The sequence below is a fragment of the Mesorhizobium sp. P3_A9 genome, assembly GCF_056402975.1.
This window is the reverse complement of sequence record NZ_JBFUGJ010000124.1, coordinates 1-15577: the sequence shown is the minus strand read 5'-3', so window position 1 is coordinate 15577 and position 15577 is coordinate 1. Positions and strand designations below refer to the sequence as shown.

Annotated in this window: 14 protein-coding genes, 1 tRNA gene and 1 pseudogene; 8 read left to right on the top strand and 8 right to left on the bottom strand. The window is 62.0% G+C overall.

Going from position 1 to position 15577, the window contains the following annotated elements; translation table 11 throughout:
- From AC1DX0_RS18065 to AC1DX0_RS18055, 3 genes and pseudogenes are all read right to left on the bottom strand, one after another.
- Positions 1 to 167 (bottom strand): annotated as a pseudogene (locus tag AC1DX0_RS18065) (alpha/beta fold hydrolase); the annotation flags it as partial.
- 20 nt (positions 168 to 187) lie between these two features.
- Positions 188 to 751: a DUF192 domain-containing protein gene (locus AC1DX0_RS18060; protein WP_477356299.1), complete on the bottom strand. Its 564-nt coding sequence runs from the start codon at positions 749 to 751 to the stop codon at positions 188 to 190.
- Between the two features lie 24 nt (positions 752 to 775).
- Positions 776 to 1318: a cold-shock protein gene (locus AC1DX0_RS18055; protein WP_477356297.1), complete on the bottom strand. Its 543-nt coding sequence runs from the start codon at positions 1316 to 1318 to the stop codon at positions 776 to 778.
- 270 nt (positions 1319 to 1588) lie between these two features.
- Between AC1DX0_RS18055 and AC1DX0_RS18050 the strand changes: the two genes are divergently transcribed.
- Positions 1589 to 2029, top strand: coding sequence for a VOC family protein (locus tag AC1DX0_RS18050; protein WP_477356295.1), 441 nt, complete (start codon positions 1589 to 1591; stop codon positions 2027 to 2029).
- Between the two features lie 144 nt (positions 2030 to 2173).
- Positions 2174 to 2470 (top strand): DUF2218 domain-containing protein, encoded by a 297-nt coding sequence (locus AC1DX0_RS18045; protein WP_477221360.1) that lies wholly within the window; start codon positions 2174 to 2176, stop codon positions 2468 to 2470.
- A 104-nt stretch (positions 2471 to 2574) separates the two neighbouring features.
- Here AC1DX0_RS18045 and AC1DX0_RS18040 read toward each other — a convergent pair whose 3' ends face one another.
- The 3 genes from AC1DX0_RS18040 to ilvA form a co-directional block, all read right to left on the bottom strand.
- Positions 2575 to 3276: an outer membrane protein gene (locus AC1DX0_RS18040; protein WP_477221359.1), complete on the bottom strand. Its 702-nt coding sequence runs from the start codon at positions 3274 to 3276 to the stop codon at positions 2575 to 2577.
- 158 nt (positions 3277 to 3434) lie between these two features.
- Positions 3435 to 3980, bottom strand: coding sequence for a DUF1697 domain-containing protein (locus tag AC1DX0_RS18035; RefSeq protein ID WP_477221358.1), 546 nt, complete (start codon positions 3978 to 3980; stop codon positions 3435 to 3437).
- The gene (gene ilvA, locus AC1DX0_RS18030; RefSeq protein ID WP_477356293.1) at positions 3977 to 5233 is read right to left on the bottom strand and encodes a threonine ammonia-lyase IlvA; all 1257 of its coding nucleotides are present in this window, start codon (positions 5231 to 5233) and stop codon (positions 3977 to 3979) included. Before ilvA ends, AC1DX0_RS18035 begins: the two co-directional genes overlap by 4 nt.
- Positions 5234 to 5436: 203 nt before the next feature.
- Here ilvA and AC1DX0_RS18025 point away from each other — a divergent pair, with 203 nt between their 5' ends.
- The 3 genes from AC1DX0_RS18025 to AC1DX0_RS18015 all read left to right on the top strand — a co-directional run bounded on the left by AC1DX0_RS18025 (position 5437) and on the right by AC1DX0_RS18015 (position 9320).
- Entirely contained in the window at positions 5437 to 6840 is a 1404-nt protein-coding gene (locus AC1DX0_RS18025; protein ID WP_477356291.1) for an aminopeptidase P family N-terminal domain-containing protein, read from the top strand.
- A 100-nt stretch (positions 6841 to 6940) separates the two neighbouring features.
- Positions 6941 to 8014: an alpha/beta hydrolase gene (locus AC1DX0_RS18020; protein ID WP_477221355.1), complete on the top strand. Its 1074-nt coding sequence runs from the start codon at positions 6941 to 6943 to the stop codon at positions 8012 to 8014.
- Between the two features lie 142 nt (positions 8015 to 8156).
- Complete coding sequence (locus AC1DX0_RS18015) at positions 8157 to 9320, top strand: alpha/beta hydrolase (RefSeq protein WP_477356289.1); 1164 nt, start codon at positions 8157 to 8159, stop codon at positions 9318 to 9320.
- Positions 9321 to 9345: 25 nt separating this feature from the next.
- On the opposite strand, the gene ade is transcribed toward AC1DX0_RS18015, so the two are convergent.
- Positions 9346 to 11163, bottom strand: a complete 1818-nt coding sequence (gene ade / locus AC1DX0_RS18010; protein WP_477356287.1) for an adenine deaminase — start codon at positions 11161 to 11163, stop codon at positions 9346 to 9348.
- Positions 11164 to 11244: 81 nt separating this feature from the next.
- A complete protein-coding gene (locus AC1DX0_RS18005; RefSeq protein WP_477221352.1) occupies positions 11245 to 11631 on the bottom strand; it encodes a SecDF P1 head subdomain-containing protein in 387 nt (128 codons plus the stop codon).
- 190 nt (positions 11632 to 11821) lie between these two features.
- Between AC1DX0_RS18005 and AC1DX0_RS18000 the strand changes: the two genes are divergently transcribed.
- The 3 genes from AC1DX0_RS18000 to AC1DX0_RS17990 all read left to right on the top strand — a co-directional run bounded on the left by AC1DX0_RS18000 (position 11822) and on the right by AC1DX0_RS17990 (position 15342).
- Positions 11822 to 12490 (top strand): outer membrane protein, encoded by a 669-nt coding sequence (locus AC1DX0_RS18000; protein WP_477221351.1) that lies wholly within the window; start codon positions 11822 to 11824, stop codon positions 12488 to 12490.
- A 282-nt stretch (positions 12491 to 12772) separates the two neighbouring features.
- Positions 12773 to 12858, top strand: a tRNA-Leu gene (locus AC1DX0_RS17995).
- Positions 12859 to 13842: 984 nt separating this feature from the next.
- The gene (locus AC1DX0_RS17990) at positions 13843 to 15342 is read left to right on the top strand and encodes an HAL/PAL/TAL family ammonia-lyase (RefSeq protein WP_477221350.1); all 1500 of its coding nucleotides are present in this window, start codon (positions 13843 to 13845) and stop codon (positions 15340 to 15342) included.
- The last annotated feature ends 235 nt before the right edge of the window (positions 15343 to 15577 follow it).

Here is a 15577-nt window from a genome sequence, read left to right as displayed (position 1 = left end):
GCGCGATAGCCGGCATCGTTGAGCGTCTTGAACCAGCCGGGCGACACCCAGTTGACGTAGTGGCTCGAGGCGAAGCCGTGGATCATGAGCACAGGATCGCCCTCGCCCGACGCCGGCTGGCGGTCGAGGAAGGCAAGATCGAACCCGTCATGGGAAAAAACCTGCATCGGAAGGCGATCCCCGGGGCTCAGTTGGAATCGACGTTCGGAGAATCGCCCTTATCAGCCGGCGGCATACCGGGGCCAGATACGGTGCCGACCGCCGGATGGCGCAAAAGGTCGTCATAGTCGATGCCGTTCCTGGCGGCGGTGCCAGCCTTGAGTTCSAGCACGAAGCGCACCGGYASGCCTGGCGAAATGATMGCCTCGGATTGCGGTTCGCCKTGCTTGATCGCCCGGATCYTGCCRTCCTGGCCGACRAAGATCAGGTCRAGCGGCATCGGCGTGTTCCGCATCCAGAAACTGACCTGCTGCGGTATCTCAAAGACAAACAGCATGCCGTGATCGTCCGCCATGTCCTGGCGGTACATCAAGCCGGCCTCGCGCTCCGCATCGGTGTCGGCTACTTCGATGGAAAACGAGCGATTCCCGTCTTTCGTCACCACGACCAGCGGCGTCGGATCGACCTGAAGGATCATCGCCCGGCTGTCGGCCGAGGTCGGTCTTTCTGAATAGAAGAAAGCGCCCGCGGCCACGATCACCGCAGCAATGGCGCAAAGCACGCCCGCCGTCAGCCAGTTCCTGTGAGCCATGCAAAGTCCTCGACCGAAATCGTCCTAGTGCGAAACCGGCAAGGTACCCATATCGGGGTGAATTTCGGCGGCCATAAGGCCTTTGTCACCGCGGCCGAAACGGACAAGCACGACCTGCCCCGGCCGAAGCTCGGTGATGCCGTAACGGCGCAAGGTCTCCATGTGGACGAAAATGTCCTCGGTGCCCTCACCGCGCGTCAGGAAGCCGAAGCCCTTGGTGCGGTTGAACCACTTGACCAAGGCGCGTTCGAGCCCGCTCTCCGGCGTCACCGCGACATGGGTGCGCTGTTCCTGCATTTCCGCGGGATGGACGGCGGTGGTGACATCCATGGAAAGCACACGGAAGGCCWGCAGTCCACGATCGCCCTGTTTGACAAGACAGACCACGCGCGCGCCTTCCAGGGCTGTCTGGAAGCCGTCCCGTCGAAGGCATGTCACATGGAGGAGAATATCGCCCGAAACACCGTCATCGGGAAGGATGAACCCATATCCCTTGGCCACATCGAACCACTTGATGGCGCCGGCAATTTCGGTCAGGTCGGCGGCATCGCCGCCTTCGTCGCGCATCAAGGCGTCGCCAAGGGTTCCGGCCCGCCCCGTCAAAGAGGCCTTTTCCCCCATAAGAATGCCCCCTTTGTTCAAGAACACCGCAACTGATTCTTGACACCAGATTAACACCGCGGCTTCCGGTGTGTGCAAGACCTTCCCTGCCTTTTTTCACGGTTCATTGCGGGAATACCGGATTTGTTCTTTGCCGGCGTCGCCGGCCGCCGGAGATTGCCCTTTGAGCGGGCCGACCCTATGTTGCGCCGCAACCCAACAGATCGAGGAAAMCACATGCGCTATCTSCACACMATGGTCCGYGTCGCCGAYGTCGATGCYTCGCTCGATTTCTACTGCAACAAGCTYGGKCTSAAGGAGGTCCGCCGCTATGAAAACGAGCAGGGTCGCTTCACGCTGATCTTCCTCGCSGCSTCCGAGGACGARRAGAGCGGCGTCRMCGACAAGGCGCCTTTGGTCGAGCTSACCTACAATTGGGACCCCGAGGACTACAAGGGCGGGCGCAATTTCGGCCACCTCGCCTATGAGGTCGACGACATCTACGCCACCTGCCAGCACCTGATGGACAACGGCGTCACCATCAACCGGCCGCCGCGCGACGGCAACATGGCCTTCATCAGGTCGCCGGACGGCATCTCCATCGAGCTTCTGCAAAAGGGCCCGGCGAAAGCCAAGGCCGAACCCTGGGCTTCGATGGCGAACACCGGAAGCTGGTAAGCGTCGACCTGCCATCGGGCGGGATTTGCTCGGCCGCCTTTGCCGTTTCTCACGAAGGCACCTATCTACCCGAACATGGCGCCAACCCGGAAGGTCCGGCGCCATGTCAAGCATTGGGCGCCTGCCCTTCTGGAGAATTCACTTATGCCGACCAGCCGTGCCGATGTCGCCACCGAACATGCCAGCCGCTATCTGCAGCAACTGTGCAAGCACTGGGCGCACAAATTTCCTGTCGAATTCGACCCGACCCACGGGACCATCGATCTGACGTCGCTGGGACACACAGTCATGGATGCGGACGCGAGCACGCTGCACATCACGGTGTCGACCGACGAAGCCGGATCGATCGAACGCCTGGAAAGTGTCGTCGCCGACCACATCAAGCGCTTTGCCTTCCGCGAAGAGCTGACCTTCGACTGGAAGCCGGCCACGGCCGCATAGGCTATTCGCTGCTCAGTTCGGCGCCGAAATAGCCAGAGCACTCAGGACAGCTCTGGCGCCGCGTTGTCGCGACGCCATCTGAGCCATGTCGGAACAGCAGAAGGTCAGAACCTGTAATTCAGGCCGATCTTGATCGTATGAGCGTCGATCTTCACCTTCGCGTCGTCACCATTGATGTCGGTCAAACCGACCTTGCCGAAATCGAAGTACTGATATTCCAGCTTGGTGGTCCATTTCTCGGAAATGGCCCATTCAGCACCGCCACCGATTGTGTAGCCGAAACGGCCACCGCTTTTCGATGCACTGTGGTCCGGATCGATGTCACCGCCGTCGAGGTCGCCGTAACTCACTTTGTAATGTGTGGCCGCGGCGCCGCCCTTTGCATAGATCAACAGCCTGTCGGTCGCATACCCCAGGCGTGCGGTCAGATCGCCGTAGACGCCCAGTTTTGTCGATCCGAAATTGTCGGGATCTTCAACAACAAAGTTGTCACCACGAACCCCCAGATAGCCCAGATCGGCTTCGACACCGTATACGAACGCACCAGACTGCCAGTTGTAGCCGGCCTGAACGCCGCCGAGAAAGCCATCGGTATTGACGTCCAAGGTTTGGCCTGGATCTTCCTCGAAGAAATTGCCGCTCGGATCAACCGCGTCAGCACTTCCCCAGCCATAGCCGGCGTTGATACCGACATAACCGCCTGACCAGATAAATCCCGCTGGCGTCTCCATTGTGACCACGTCGGCCGCGAACGTTGCACCGCAGGCAGAGATCAAGAAAGTAGACGCAATAATTAGGCGCTTCATCAAATTCCCCCAAAATAGACTGGGAGAATAACACGGCGCGAAATATTTCGGCAGCCCTGCAAGTCAGACAGTCACAAATTGTTGCAGAAAAATCACAATCGCTTGATCAGGAACAACACGCGCCGCACCGGTAGGCTGCACTTTGTATCAAAGGCGCTTYAGAGCACGCGAGCCATCTCCAGCAGCGCCAGCACCGAGCGCCAGTTGCGCGCGGTGCCAGGTACCCTCAGAGTGCGCGGGATCAGCCCGGCAAACACTGATTTGCCGAGCCCGTCCGGCGCGCTGAGGTAGAGCACGTCGCCCTTGACCTCGAAGCGCTCGGGGCCGGTGCACTTTTCGGCCAGCCGCGCCACCTCATCGGCCGTCGGCTCACGCTCCAGCGCATAGGCATGGAGCTTGGTGTGGTCGGCGGCCACTTCCGGATAGGGATTTTCGCTCACCAGCCGTTCGAACCAAGAGAGATCGCGCACCATGATGCGCGAATAAAAACCCCATTTCTTCTCGAAGGCCGCCTCGATCTGTTTGGTCAACGCGGCGGCGTCGCCCTTGCCGCCCCGGAACACGACATTGCCGCTCTGCACATAGGTGGCGACATCGGAAAAGCCGAGATCCTCGAAGAACGAGCGCAGCTCCGCCATCTTAACGATGCGGTTGCCGCCAACATTGATGCCGGAAAACAGGGCGATGAAGACCTTTCCGCTCATATGATGAACCCCGCCAATGTCTCGTTGTCGGTGATGTCCTGATACTGGACGCCCTCGGCCTCGAAATTCGCCTTCAGCAGATCGAARTTGCGRCGGTCCTTGGTTTCGATGCCGATCAGCACCGAGCCGAAATTGCGCGCCGACTTCTTCAGATATTCAAAGCGCGCAATGTCGTCGTCGGGGCCCAGCATTTCGAGGAAATCGCGCAGCGCGCCGGGCCGCTGCGGAAAGCGGATGATGAAGTATTTTTTCAAGCCCTCGAAGCGCAGTGCCCGTTCCTTGACATCGGGCAGCCGCTCGAAATCGAAATTGCCGCCTGAAACCACGGCGACAATGGTCTTGCCGCGGATTTCCTTCCTGGAAAAATCCTTCAATGCGTCGATCGCCAACGCGCCGGCCGGCTCGAGCACGACGCCTTCGACGTTGAGCATCTCGATCATGGTCGCACAGAGCCGGTTCTCCGGGATGAGCCGCACCGTCTCGGCGGCAAACTCCTTGAGGTATCGCAAGGGTTCGCGGCCGATCTCGGCGACCGCAGCACCATCGACGAAGTTGTCGACCTTGGCGAGCTTCAGCCGTTTCCCAGCCGCGAGGCTGTCATGCAGGCTCGGCGCGCCGGCCGGCTCGCAGAAGATGAAACGCGCCTCCCGGCCCTGATCGGCGAAATAGTGCGTCACGCCGGCCGCGAGGCCGCCGCCGCCGACCGGCAGCATGATGATGTCGGGCATGCGTGCGCCCGGCATCTGGTCGGCGATCTCATAGGCGACCGTCGCCTGGCCTTCGATGATGTCCTTGTGGTCGAAGGGCGGCACCATGTGGGCGCCCGAGCTTTCGGTGAATTCGAAGGCGGCGCGAYAGCAGTCGTCGAAAAAGTCGCCGACCAGCCTGATCTCGACGAAATCGCCGCCGAACAGCCTGGTCTTGTCGATCTTCTGCTGCGGCGTCGTCACCGGCATGAACACCACGCCCTTCTTGCCGAAATGGCGGCAGACGAAGGCGAAACCCTGTGCATGGTTGCCGGCCGACGCACAGACGAACAGTTCAGCCTGATTGCCGGCAGCAAGCGCCTTGCGGAAGAAGTTAAAGGCGCCGCGGATCTTGTAGGAGCGCACCGGGCTAAGATCCTCGCGCTTCAGCAGCACCCGCGCGCCCGTCTTCTTCGACAGATAGTCGTTTTCCTGCAGCGGCGTTTCGGGAAAGATCTGGCGGATCGCTGCGGCGGCGACGGCGACGCGGGAGGAAAAACTGGTCATTGGAAAGTCACCTTGTGCCGCATATCCGCGCGGACCCTTGTCATCAAACCTAGCCGCACAGTGCCTGTCTGTTGCATCCTGACCTCGCGCAGCCGATCCTGCCTATTGCATATCCGGCCYCGCAAMGCCATTGTGCGACCCCTCATGCCCCTCCCGCAAAGGGCATTCACAGAATCCTTGCAAGCACTTGGGAGCGTTTGTTCATGCCTGTCGTATCGGTCGGCCTGAAATCCATGTCGCTGCCGGAATTCGGCGAACCGACAGTGATGCCGCTGGTTGCCCGGAACACCCATGAAGCGCGCATCGAAGCGCTGATCGCGCGCGGCGCCAAGGCCGGCTTCAATGCCTTCGCCATCTATGGCGACCGCGAACACGCGGCCAATGTCGCCTATCTCTCCGGCTACGATCCGCGTTTCGAGGAAACCTTGCTGGTCGTCGTTCCCGGCAAGCAGCCAAGGCTGCTCGTCGGCAATGAGGGCTGGGGCTATGCCGAAATCTGCGATGGGCCTTACGAGCGCGTGCTCTACCAGACCTTCTCGCTGCCGGCGCAGCCACGCGACCGCTCGAACGCGCTGCCCGACATCCTTGCCGGCTGCGGCCTGAAGCCCGGCGACAGGATCGGCGCCATCGGCTGGAAGCCTTTTGGCGCCGGCGACGCCGGGTTCGATGAGATGACGCTCGACCTGCCGTCCTTCATTGCCGATACGCTGCGCACCTTCGTCGGCGACAAGGGCGCGGTGATGAATGCCGCCAATCTTTTGATGAACCCCACCGACGGCCTGCGCGCCATCAACGAGGCCGACCAACTGGCTGCCTTCGAGTTCGCCGCGACCTTCACCTCGCAAGGGCTGCGCAATGTGCTGCGAGGTATCGAACCCGGCATGAGCGAAYTGCAGGCGGCGCGGCTGATGGGCATSAACGGCCTGCCGCAWGGTTGTCAYCCGATGCTGTCGGCCGSMAAACGCGCCGCCTATGGYTTGCCCAGCCCYCGYCTCGACATCATYMGGCGYGGCGAYCCGATCACCATGGCYTATGGCMTCCAGGGCKCGCTCAACGCCCGCGCCGGTTTCCTGGCCGAGGATGCTTCCGAGCTGCCTCCTGACATCCGAGACTATGTCGAAAAGCTGGTCGCGCCGTATTTCGCCGCGGTTGTCGACTGGTACGAAGCGATCGGCATCGGTACGGCGGGCGGCGCTTTGTGGAAGGCGGTGCATGACCGCATCGGTGACCCGTTCTTTGGCGTCTCCCTCAATCCCGGCCATCTCGTCCATATTGACGAATGGATGCACTCGCCGGTGTTTTCCGGCTCCGACATCAAATTGCGATCCGGCATGGCGTTGCAGGTCGACATCATCCCGGCGACCGGCAGCGACTATTTCACCACCAACATCGAGGACGGCATCGCGCTCGCCGACGAGGCACTGCGCGAGGAGATCGCGGCGCGCCATCCCGAAGCCTGGAGCCGTATCGAGGCGCGCCGYGCCTTCATGRMSGAYGTGCTCGGCATCCGSCTYAAGCCSGAGGTGCTGCCCTTCTCCAACATWCCGGCGTTYCTKCCGCCATTTTGGCTTTCGCGCMACAGTGCGATGGCTGTMRCCRSGCGCTGACCRCWTTTCGGCWGGACACGACTTAGTTCTGCCGCACTCTCCCTGTCCGGGAGGTGTCGCGGGGGTGGATGGGCCTTTTGGCCGGAGTGGAATTTCAGACGTGCCTTTGAAGAAGATATTTTCGGTTGTCCTTGCCTTGCTCGTTGCCGGCTGCGCCGGCCCGCAAACTCAGGAATTGCTCGGCAGCGCAGTCATGTCCGCGCCGGTGACGGAAATCGCCGGCAACCACTCGATCTTCATCGCCACGACGCGCAAGAAATCCGACGATCCCAACAAGGTTTTCGACGGCGAGCGCTCGGCCACGCTGAACTATGCCCGCGTCAACGTCACCGTTCCTGGTCTGCACCAGACTGGCCAGATCGAGCGGCGCTCGCGTGGCAAGTCGAATGATCCGGCCAAATATTTCATGGCTTCCGAGGTCGTCGGCTACGACGCGCAGCCGAAATTCTCCAGCGCGCTCAACGCCGATATCGCCGCGCGCGGCGGCCGCGTCATGGTCTTCGTGCATGGCTACAACACCGGCTTCGACGATGCGGTCTACCGCTTGACGCAGATCGTTCACGATTCCGGCTACCCGGGCACGCCAGTGCTGTTCTCCTGGGCCTCGGGCGCCAAGACCACCGACTATGTCTATGACAAGGAAAGTGCCAGTGCTGCGCGCGACCARCTCGAAGTGACCTTGCGCATGCTGGAGCAGTCCGGCGCGCGGCGCATCGACATTGTCGCGCATTCGATGGGAACCTGGGTGACCATGGAAACGCTGCGCCAGATGGCCATCAGCGGCGACCGTGATCTTGGCGGCAAGCTGGGCGATGTGGTGCTGGCCTCGCCCGACATCGACGTCGACGTGTTCAAGAGCCAGATGCGGCGCTACGGCAAGCCCGACAAGCCATTCATCCTGCTGTTGTCTGACGACGACCGCGCGCTGAGGCTCTCCGGCCTGATCGCCGGTTCGCGGCCACGCGTTGGCGACTACAAGGATGCCGCCGACCTTGCCTCCTACGGCGTGACGGTGGTCGATCTCTCCAAGGTCAAGGGCAGCGACAGCTTCAACCATACGAAATTCGCCGACAATCCGACCCTGGTGAAGATGATCGGCCAGCGGCTGCGCGAGGACGACGGCTTCGCCAGCGACCGGGACGTGACCGACCGCATCACCCAGCTCGGGCAGTAGATGCGCCGCCACGGATTTCGCCGTGCCTGTTCACCATTGCTGAGCCACCAGGCCACTTTGAACTGGACCGCGCCGGTCTCTGGCTCTATCGGAATGACTGGTGACGTCACGTTTTGACGTCACCCTTTACGGGAGCCGGCGCGTGACCGTGCGTTTGAAGAGTGTCGTCGCCATAACTTTCGCGCTGCTGGTCGCCGGCTGCGCTGGAAATACGCACGATCTGCTCAACAAGACGACGGTCGCGGTACCGGCGTCCGCCATCGCGGCCACACATGCGATCTTCGTCGCCACCACCCGCCAGAAGGCGACGAAGGACCCGCGGCAGGTGTTCGATGGCGATCRTTCGCTGACCACCAGCTTCGCCCGGGTTGATGTCACGGTTCCGACGAGCCATCAGGTCGGCGCCATCGAGCGCGCCAAGGGTTCCGCCAACAGCAATCCGGCCAAGGATTTCACCGCCAAGGACGTCACCTACTACGAAGGCGCGCCGCAATTCGCCAAGGCGGTCGGCGCCGACATCGCCATGCGCGGCGACCGCGCGCTGGTTTTCGTGCATGGCTTCAACAACGGCTTCGACGACGGTGTCTACCGGTTGACGCAGATCGCCCACGACACGAAATATCCGGGCACGCCGGTGCTGTTTTCCTGGGCGTCGAGCGCCAAGACGACGGGCTATATCTACGACAAGGACAGCGCCAACGCCGCCCGTGACGATCTCGAGGCGACGCTCAGGATGCTCGCCAAGACGCGGGTCAAGAGTATCGACATCATCGCTCATTCGATGGGAACCTGGTTGACGATGGAGGCACTGCGCCAACTCGCCATCACCGGCGATCGCGATCTCGGCGGCAAGCTCGGCTATGTCGTCCTGGCTTCACCCGACATCGATGTCGACGTGTTCAAAAAGCAGATGATGCGTTACGGCAAGCCGGACAAGCCGTTTGCCGTGCTGCTTTCAAGCGATGACCGGGCGCTCAAGCTGTCATCCATCATCTCGGGCGACAAACCGCGTGTCGGCGACTATGGCAATGCCGCCGATCTCGCCAGCTATGGCGTCTCCGTGGTCGACCTGTCCAAGATCAAGGGCGGCGACGGTGGCCTCAACCACGCAAAATTCGCCGACAATCCGATCCTGGTGCAATTGCTCGGCGACCGCCTGCGTACGCCGGCTGGCCTGGCTTCGGACGAACCCGATCCGGCACAGCTCAACAATCTCGGCCAGGGCCTCGGCAAGGCCGTCGGTTCGGTCGCCGAGGTCGTCATCACCACGCCGTTCAAGGTGCTGACCATCGTCACCGGGGGGTGAGCGAGTCACCGGCGACGGGGCTGAACTAGACGAACAGATCGACCTTCTGGAACGTCGTCACGTCGATCAGGCCGACATCGGAAATCCTCAGCTCCGGAATGACCACCAGCGCCAGCAACGAGTGCTGCATGTAGGCATTGTTCAGGGAACACCCCATCTTGCGCATCGCCTCGGTCAGTTTTTCCGCCTTGGCGGCGACGATCTCGGCGCGCTCGTCCGACATCAGGCCGGCGATCGGCATTTCGACCAGTGCCAGTTCCTTGCCCTTGGAAAACAGCACGACGCCGCCGCCGACTTCGCCCAGCCGATTGACCGCCAGCGCCATGTCCTGCTTGTTGGTGCCGACACAGATGATGTGGTGGGCGTCATGCGCCACGCTCGAGGCCATGGCGCAATCGCCCATATAGCCRAAGCCGGARACGAAGGCGTTGGTGACGCCGCCCGTGCCYYTGTGSCGCTCGACCAGCGCGATCTGGCAGACRTCGTTGCGGCGATCCATGGCGACCAGCCCGTCCTCGACCGGAAGATCGGCCTCSAGCGCCCGCGTCGGCGCCTGGTTCTCGATSACGCCGATGACCCGCACCCGCACTTCGTTGGCGCCCTTGGGGGCGGCRATGTCGAAATCTGCCGCCTTGAATTTCTTACCTAGCTTGACGGTGTTCTTTGCCGTCTTCGGGTAGTCATAGGCCGGAATGTCGATGTCGAGCTTGCCGCCCTTGGCCAGCCTGGCGCCGCGGGCATAGACCTCGTCGATGGTCATTGCCGCGAGATCGGAGACGATCAGCAGGTCGGCCAACCGCCCCGGCGCGATCGAACCGATCTCGCGTTCCAGCTTGAAATGCTGGGCGGTGTTGATCGTCGCCATCTGGATCGCCGTCACCGGCTTCAGCCCCTGTTGGATGGCGTGGCGCACCACACGGTCCATGTGCCCCTCGTGCACCAGCGTGCCGGAATGGCTGTCGTCGGTGCACAGGATGAAGTTTCGCGGATCGATGCCGCCTTCGGTCACCGCCTTGATCTGCGAGGCMACGTCGTACCAGGCCGAGCCCAGCCGCAGCATCGCCTTCATGCCCTGGCGCACGCGGGCAATSGCRTCCTCGGCGCGCGTGCCCTCGTGATCGTCCTCGGGTCCGCCGGCGACATAGCCGTGGAACGGCAGGCCAAGATCGCGCGAGGCATAGTGGCCGCCAACGGTCTTGCCTGCCTTCACCGTCGCGGCGATCTCGCCCGACATGACGGGATCGTTGGCGACGACACCGGGGAAATTCATCACTTCGCCGAGCCCGATGATGTTTTCCCATGTCATCGCCTCGGCGACATCGGCGACCGTCAGTTCGGCGCCGGCATGCTCCAGGCCAGGTGCTGAAGGCACACAGGACGGCATCTGCACATGCACGTTGATCGGCATCGCCACCGCCTCGTCATGCATCAGCCGCACGCCCGGCAGGCCGAGCACGTTGGCAATCTCGTGCGGATCGATGAACATCGACGTGGTGCCGTGCGGGATGACGGCGCGGCAGAATTCGGTCACCGTCACCATGCCGCTCTCGACATGCATATGCGCGTCGCAGAGGCCGGGCACCAGGTAGCGCCCGCCGGCATCGACCACCTTGGTGCCCTGGCCGATGGCGTGGCTGGCATTCGGCCCGCAATAGGCAAAGCGGCCGCCGGCAATGGCGATGTCGGTGCCGGCGATGATCTCGCCTGAGTGAACGTTCACCCAGCGGCCGTTGCGGATGACGAGATCGGCGGGCTTGCGGCCCATGGCGACGTCGACCAGATGCGTCGCCATCTCGGTCCACGGTTTTGGCTTCGTCGCATGCGCCGCCGGCTTCTTTGCCATGAGGGGACTCCTGTTTGCACGACTGTGCCAAGCCTGCCTGGTTTTGACCAGCGTCAAACAACGGATAGGCCTACCCAGCCCTCACAAAGGCTGTTCGGCCTTTACCTCGACCGTGACTTTCGCACCTCCGGCTGAAATCCGTTCCGCGAGGCGCTGGAGTTCGCCCGCCGCGAAGGTGCCGTTGAGCATCACCTCGCCGCCGAGGATGGGTTCGACCAGGCGCGGCGAGGCCACCACGGCACCGTCGACGCTGAGATCGACCACCTTGCCGACATTCGCCCTGGTGAAGTCGGCGAACGCCTTAGCGCTGCCCGGTGTCATCTTGAGGTTGAGCGCCATCTGTCCCGAGGCTGCATCGGATACGACCACGGCCTTGGCAATGGCGAGCGTCAATGGCTCGGCCATGGCGAAGCCGCAGGCGAGCAGCGCAATGGCTACCCCAGCGATGAGACGAGCCAGGCTGTTCATCAGGATTTTCCCCGCGAGACGACCATCTTGCACGCTGACATTCGCCCGGCAATGTCAGCTGTAGTGCACTTGCAGGCCGCGGGTCTGCGCGGCACACACTGCCGCAGCCAGAAATCCGATTCCGTTTTGTCGCAAATCGGTCTACCTTGATTGCCAAGGATTTTTCCGACTCTTCGTCCGGGGAGTTCGAATGTATCGCCTTGTGGTCGCAAGTGCTGGTCTTCTTGCCGTCCTGTCCATGCCGGCTTTCGCGGCTGACCCGACGGTCGATGTCCCGATGACCGCGCCCGGCTTCGACTGGACCGGATATTATGCCGGCCTGCAGGCAGGCTATGGCTGGGGCCAATCCGATATCTCGGGAAACGACGGCGGACCGTTTTCCGTCTCGCCCGACATTGATGGCGGTTTCGTCGGCGGGCACGTCGCCGGCCTGTGGCAGTTCGACCAGGCGGTGATCGGCGCCGAAGCCGACCTCAACTATTCCTCGATCGACGGCACGACGGAACTTGGCGGGCCCGGAAATGTCGTCGGTACCGACATCAAATGGTTCGGGTCGGTCAACGCCAAGGCCGGATATGCGATGGATCGTGTGCTGGTCTACGGCATCGGCGGGGTCGCCTTCGCCGGGATCGAGACGTCGCAAGCCTCAGGCTCCGCATTCTCCGAGACACGCACGAATGTCGGCTGGACGGTGGGCGCCGGCGTCGACTATGCGCTGACCGACAAGTTCGTCGTCGGCGCCCAATATCGCTACTACGATTTCGGCTCCGAACACTATGATGGATCCAGCGACTTTGTCGGCCGCGACCAGGATACGAAGCTGAACACCGTCGGCGTCAACCTGAGCTACAAGTTCTGAGCGCGCCGATAGCGATCGGCGAGCGAAGGCCCTCAGGTGATCAGCAATTTCGATGAGAGGGGCGGCCGGCGCCCCCAGTGGGCGGGGGAATGGGTTGGGGCCTGGTAGACGCCGGCCTCGGCGGATCAAGTCCGCCGTGCAAAGACCCTATCCACTGTGCGCGGCGCGCTAAATTCCGCGATCACGCCAGTATCGCCGCGCCCCCTCCTCTGGGCTGCGCACTCAGACAGCTCAAGAACACGACTTGACGGCCTGTGTCTGGCATCTGAAAAGGGCGGGCCTGCGGACGTGGCGGAATTGGTAGACGCAAGGGACTTAAAATCCCTCGATCTCTGATCGTACGGGTTCGATTCCCGTCGTCCGCACCAGCAATGGGCGTTGGCATTATCCCTTGGAACATATCGACCCCAGCGACGTTCGCTTGAATGGCTCACGTTATCGGGTTTACAGCTGCAGTGGTTGTTCTGTTTGTCGTGCTGCTATTCACCCATGCAACACGAGACCTTCAAAGTTCGCCGATCTATCATCGGCTATGTCGCCGCCTGCGCCGAGCCTCTAACGCGCATGAGACGGGGACCTAGATCAAATCGTGCAATGTCGCGATGAACCCGGCGGCTAAGGACCTGGCTGGATCGCAATGGTTGGCGGCCCAGGCCCTTTGTCTTTTGATCGCGATATTTGAGGAATGGAAAGCCGGCAGCCCATCGAGTGGTCATCTCTTACCCTCACGGAGCCGCCAAAGGAATCCGGTTACCAGCGGTGGCGCAACGTGTTTTCCTCAAAGACAGCTGAGAAGTCGATCTCATCGTGAAATGGAGCGTGGGGATCAAACGCGAGCCAGGACGCATGAGACCGAAGTTCCTTGAGACGGGCATTCTTGGCGAGACGGGCTTCGCGTTCAGTCTCAAAAGTGGCCTTTTCACCAGGGCTCATACGCACTCTCGATTTGCGCCATATTCCTATTGAACGCCCGCGCGATGAATTAGTTTCCTCCCGAGCCCCGCCAGCGCGCGTTCAACCCTGGCCGTTGTCCAGACTGCGGGAGGCCCATGCGCCTTGCTGTGGCCTGCAGACAGCGCGAAATTTGGCCAGGAGCGCGTCTTTCTTGCAGAACCGGCGCGATGGCTGGTTAACGGCATAGCCTGCGCGAAAAGCTTTTCGGGCGCCGGATTTCCAGCGCCGGATCGCGGACGGCATGTCTATTATTACCGACGACGTCGCTCCAGTCGTATCAGTCGGCAATTCCATCGCCAATATGCATCGCGGTTGGACGGTATGGAACCGGGGCAAGGTTCTCATGCCGCCTTTCAGGCGAGCGCCTGCGCATTCGCAAAGCTATTTCGGAACGGGCAATGACAATAACGATAGATGGAAACGCCAGCTGGCGCGATATCGCGGGAGTAAGCGAAGGCGAATCTCTGGCGCTTGGCCAGGCAGCGTGGGAGAGGATCGCTTTTGCGCACCAGCTCGTGGCGGCCATCGTCGACAAAGGCATCCGCGCCTATGGCGTCAATACAGGGGTGGGCGCCTTGGCAAGCAAGGTCGTGGCGCCTGCCCTGCACAAGAAACTGTCGCGCAATATCATTCGCAGTCACGCGTGCGGCGTCGGTGACCTCGTGCCGAGACGYGGCGTGCGCGCCATCATTGCTGCTCAGGTGGCAAATTTCGCGCATGGCCATTCGGGCGTGAGCCCTGCGATCGTCCGTAATTTGCTCACCTTTATCGAGCGCGACTGCGTTCCCGACGTGCCGTCCCGGGGATCGGCCGGMTATTTGACGCACAATGCGCATGTGGCACTGGTCTTGATCGGTGAAGGCAGCGCAACCGTGGCAGGTCGCTCAATGAGCGGGCTCGAAGCCCTGGCCGAAATGGGTCTGGAGCCGTTGGAGCTTGGCGCCAAGGAAGGCTTGAGCCTCGTCAATGGCACCGCGTGCGCAACCGGCCTGACAAGCATCGCCGTGCGGCGCGCGGAGCGTTTGCTGGCATGGGCTGACGCGGCGGCGGCTTTAACGCTTGAAGCCGCAGGCGCACAAATGCCGGCTTTTGGCGAGGCGATCCTGGCGATGAGGCCCTCACCCGGCATTCAGGACGTTGGCAAATCGCTGCGTGGCTGGCTTCACGGCAGCGAACTTATTGCGCTGGCACACGGCAGTCGCACGCAGGACGCACTCAGCCTTCGCGCCGTGCGGCACGTTCATGGCGCCGCCCGGGAGGTGCTGGACCGTTCTGCCGAGCTGGTCGACCGCGAATTGGCCGCCGTCACCGACAATCCCGCGGTATTCGGGTCTTTGAACGATCCTCAGGTTGTTTCAGAAGCGCATGCGGTGGCGCCCGCTCTTGGGCAGGCGGCTGACGGCCTCACCATCGCCTTGGCTCAGGTGGCTGGAATGAGCGAGCGTCGGATCGACCGTCTCGTCAATCCACTTGTCAGCAATTTGCCGGCCTTCCTTGCCGATGAGGACGGAGCCAATTCCGGCTTCATGATCGCCCAATACACCGCCACGTCGCTCAGCAACGTCAATCGGCGTTTGGCCGCGCCGGCGGCGACTGACGGCGGTGTCACATCGGGCCTGCAAGAGGATTTTCTTGCTCATCCAACCGTCGCAGCCAACAAGCTGCTGGCGGTCATCGACAACGCGGAATACATCCTGGCGATCGAACTCATGGCAGCCGCGCAGGCCCATGATTTTCTGGCGCAGCGCGGTGCACGCGCGCCTGGTACCGACGCCATCTACCGAATGGTCCGGGAAAACATCGCCCACTATTCCGACGACCGGCCTCTGTCCCGGGACATGGAGGCCTTGCGCAACTTCATCCGTGAAAGGGACGTGCCGGCCTGTCCGCAGCCGTAAGGCAAGTGGTCGGCGAGGTTCCGCGCCTCGATCTCGGTGGCAGGGCTGCAAGCTAAGTCTCTCTGCGGCGGAGCCACCACGTGAGCCCGTAAGCGAATACCCAGTTGAAATAGATGAGAGCGATAACAGACCCGGTGAGAGGACCTTGCACGCGCCAATAATGAAGGAAGTAGTCCGTGCCTTCCGATAGCGTACCAAATGCCGTGCCCACGAGCACGACGCATGCGGTAACAAG

Excerpts from the sequence above, each read along its gene's own strand:
- AC1DX0_RS18000 (WP_477221351.1), top strand. The coding sequence starts at position 11,822 with ATGTATCGCCTTGTGGTCGCAAGTGCTGGTCTTCTTGCCGTCCTGTCC.
- AC1DX0_RS18045 (WP_477221360.1), top strand. The coding sequence starts at position 2,174 with ATGCCGACCAGCCGTGCCGATGTCGCCACCGAACATGCCAGCCGCTAT.
- AC1DX0_RS18040 (WP_477221359.1), bottom strand. The coding sequence starts at position 3,276 with ATGAAGCGCCTAATTATTGCGTCTACTTTCTTGATCTCTGCCTGCGGT.
- AC1DX0_RS18005 (WP_477221352.1), bottom strand. The coding sequence starts at position 11,631 with ATGAACAGCCTGGCTCGTCTCATCGCTGGGGTAGCCATTGCGCTGCTC.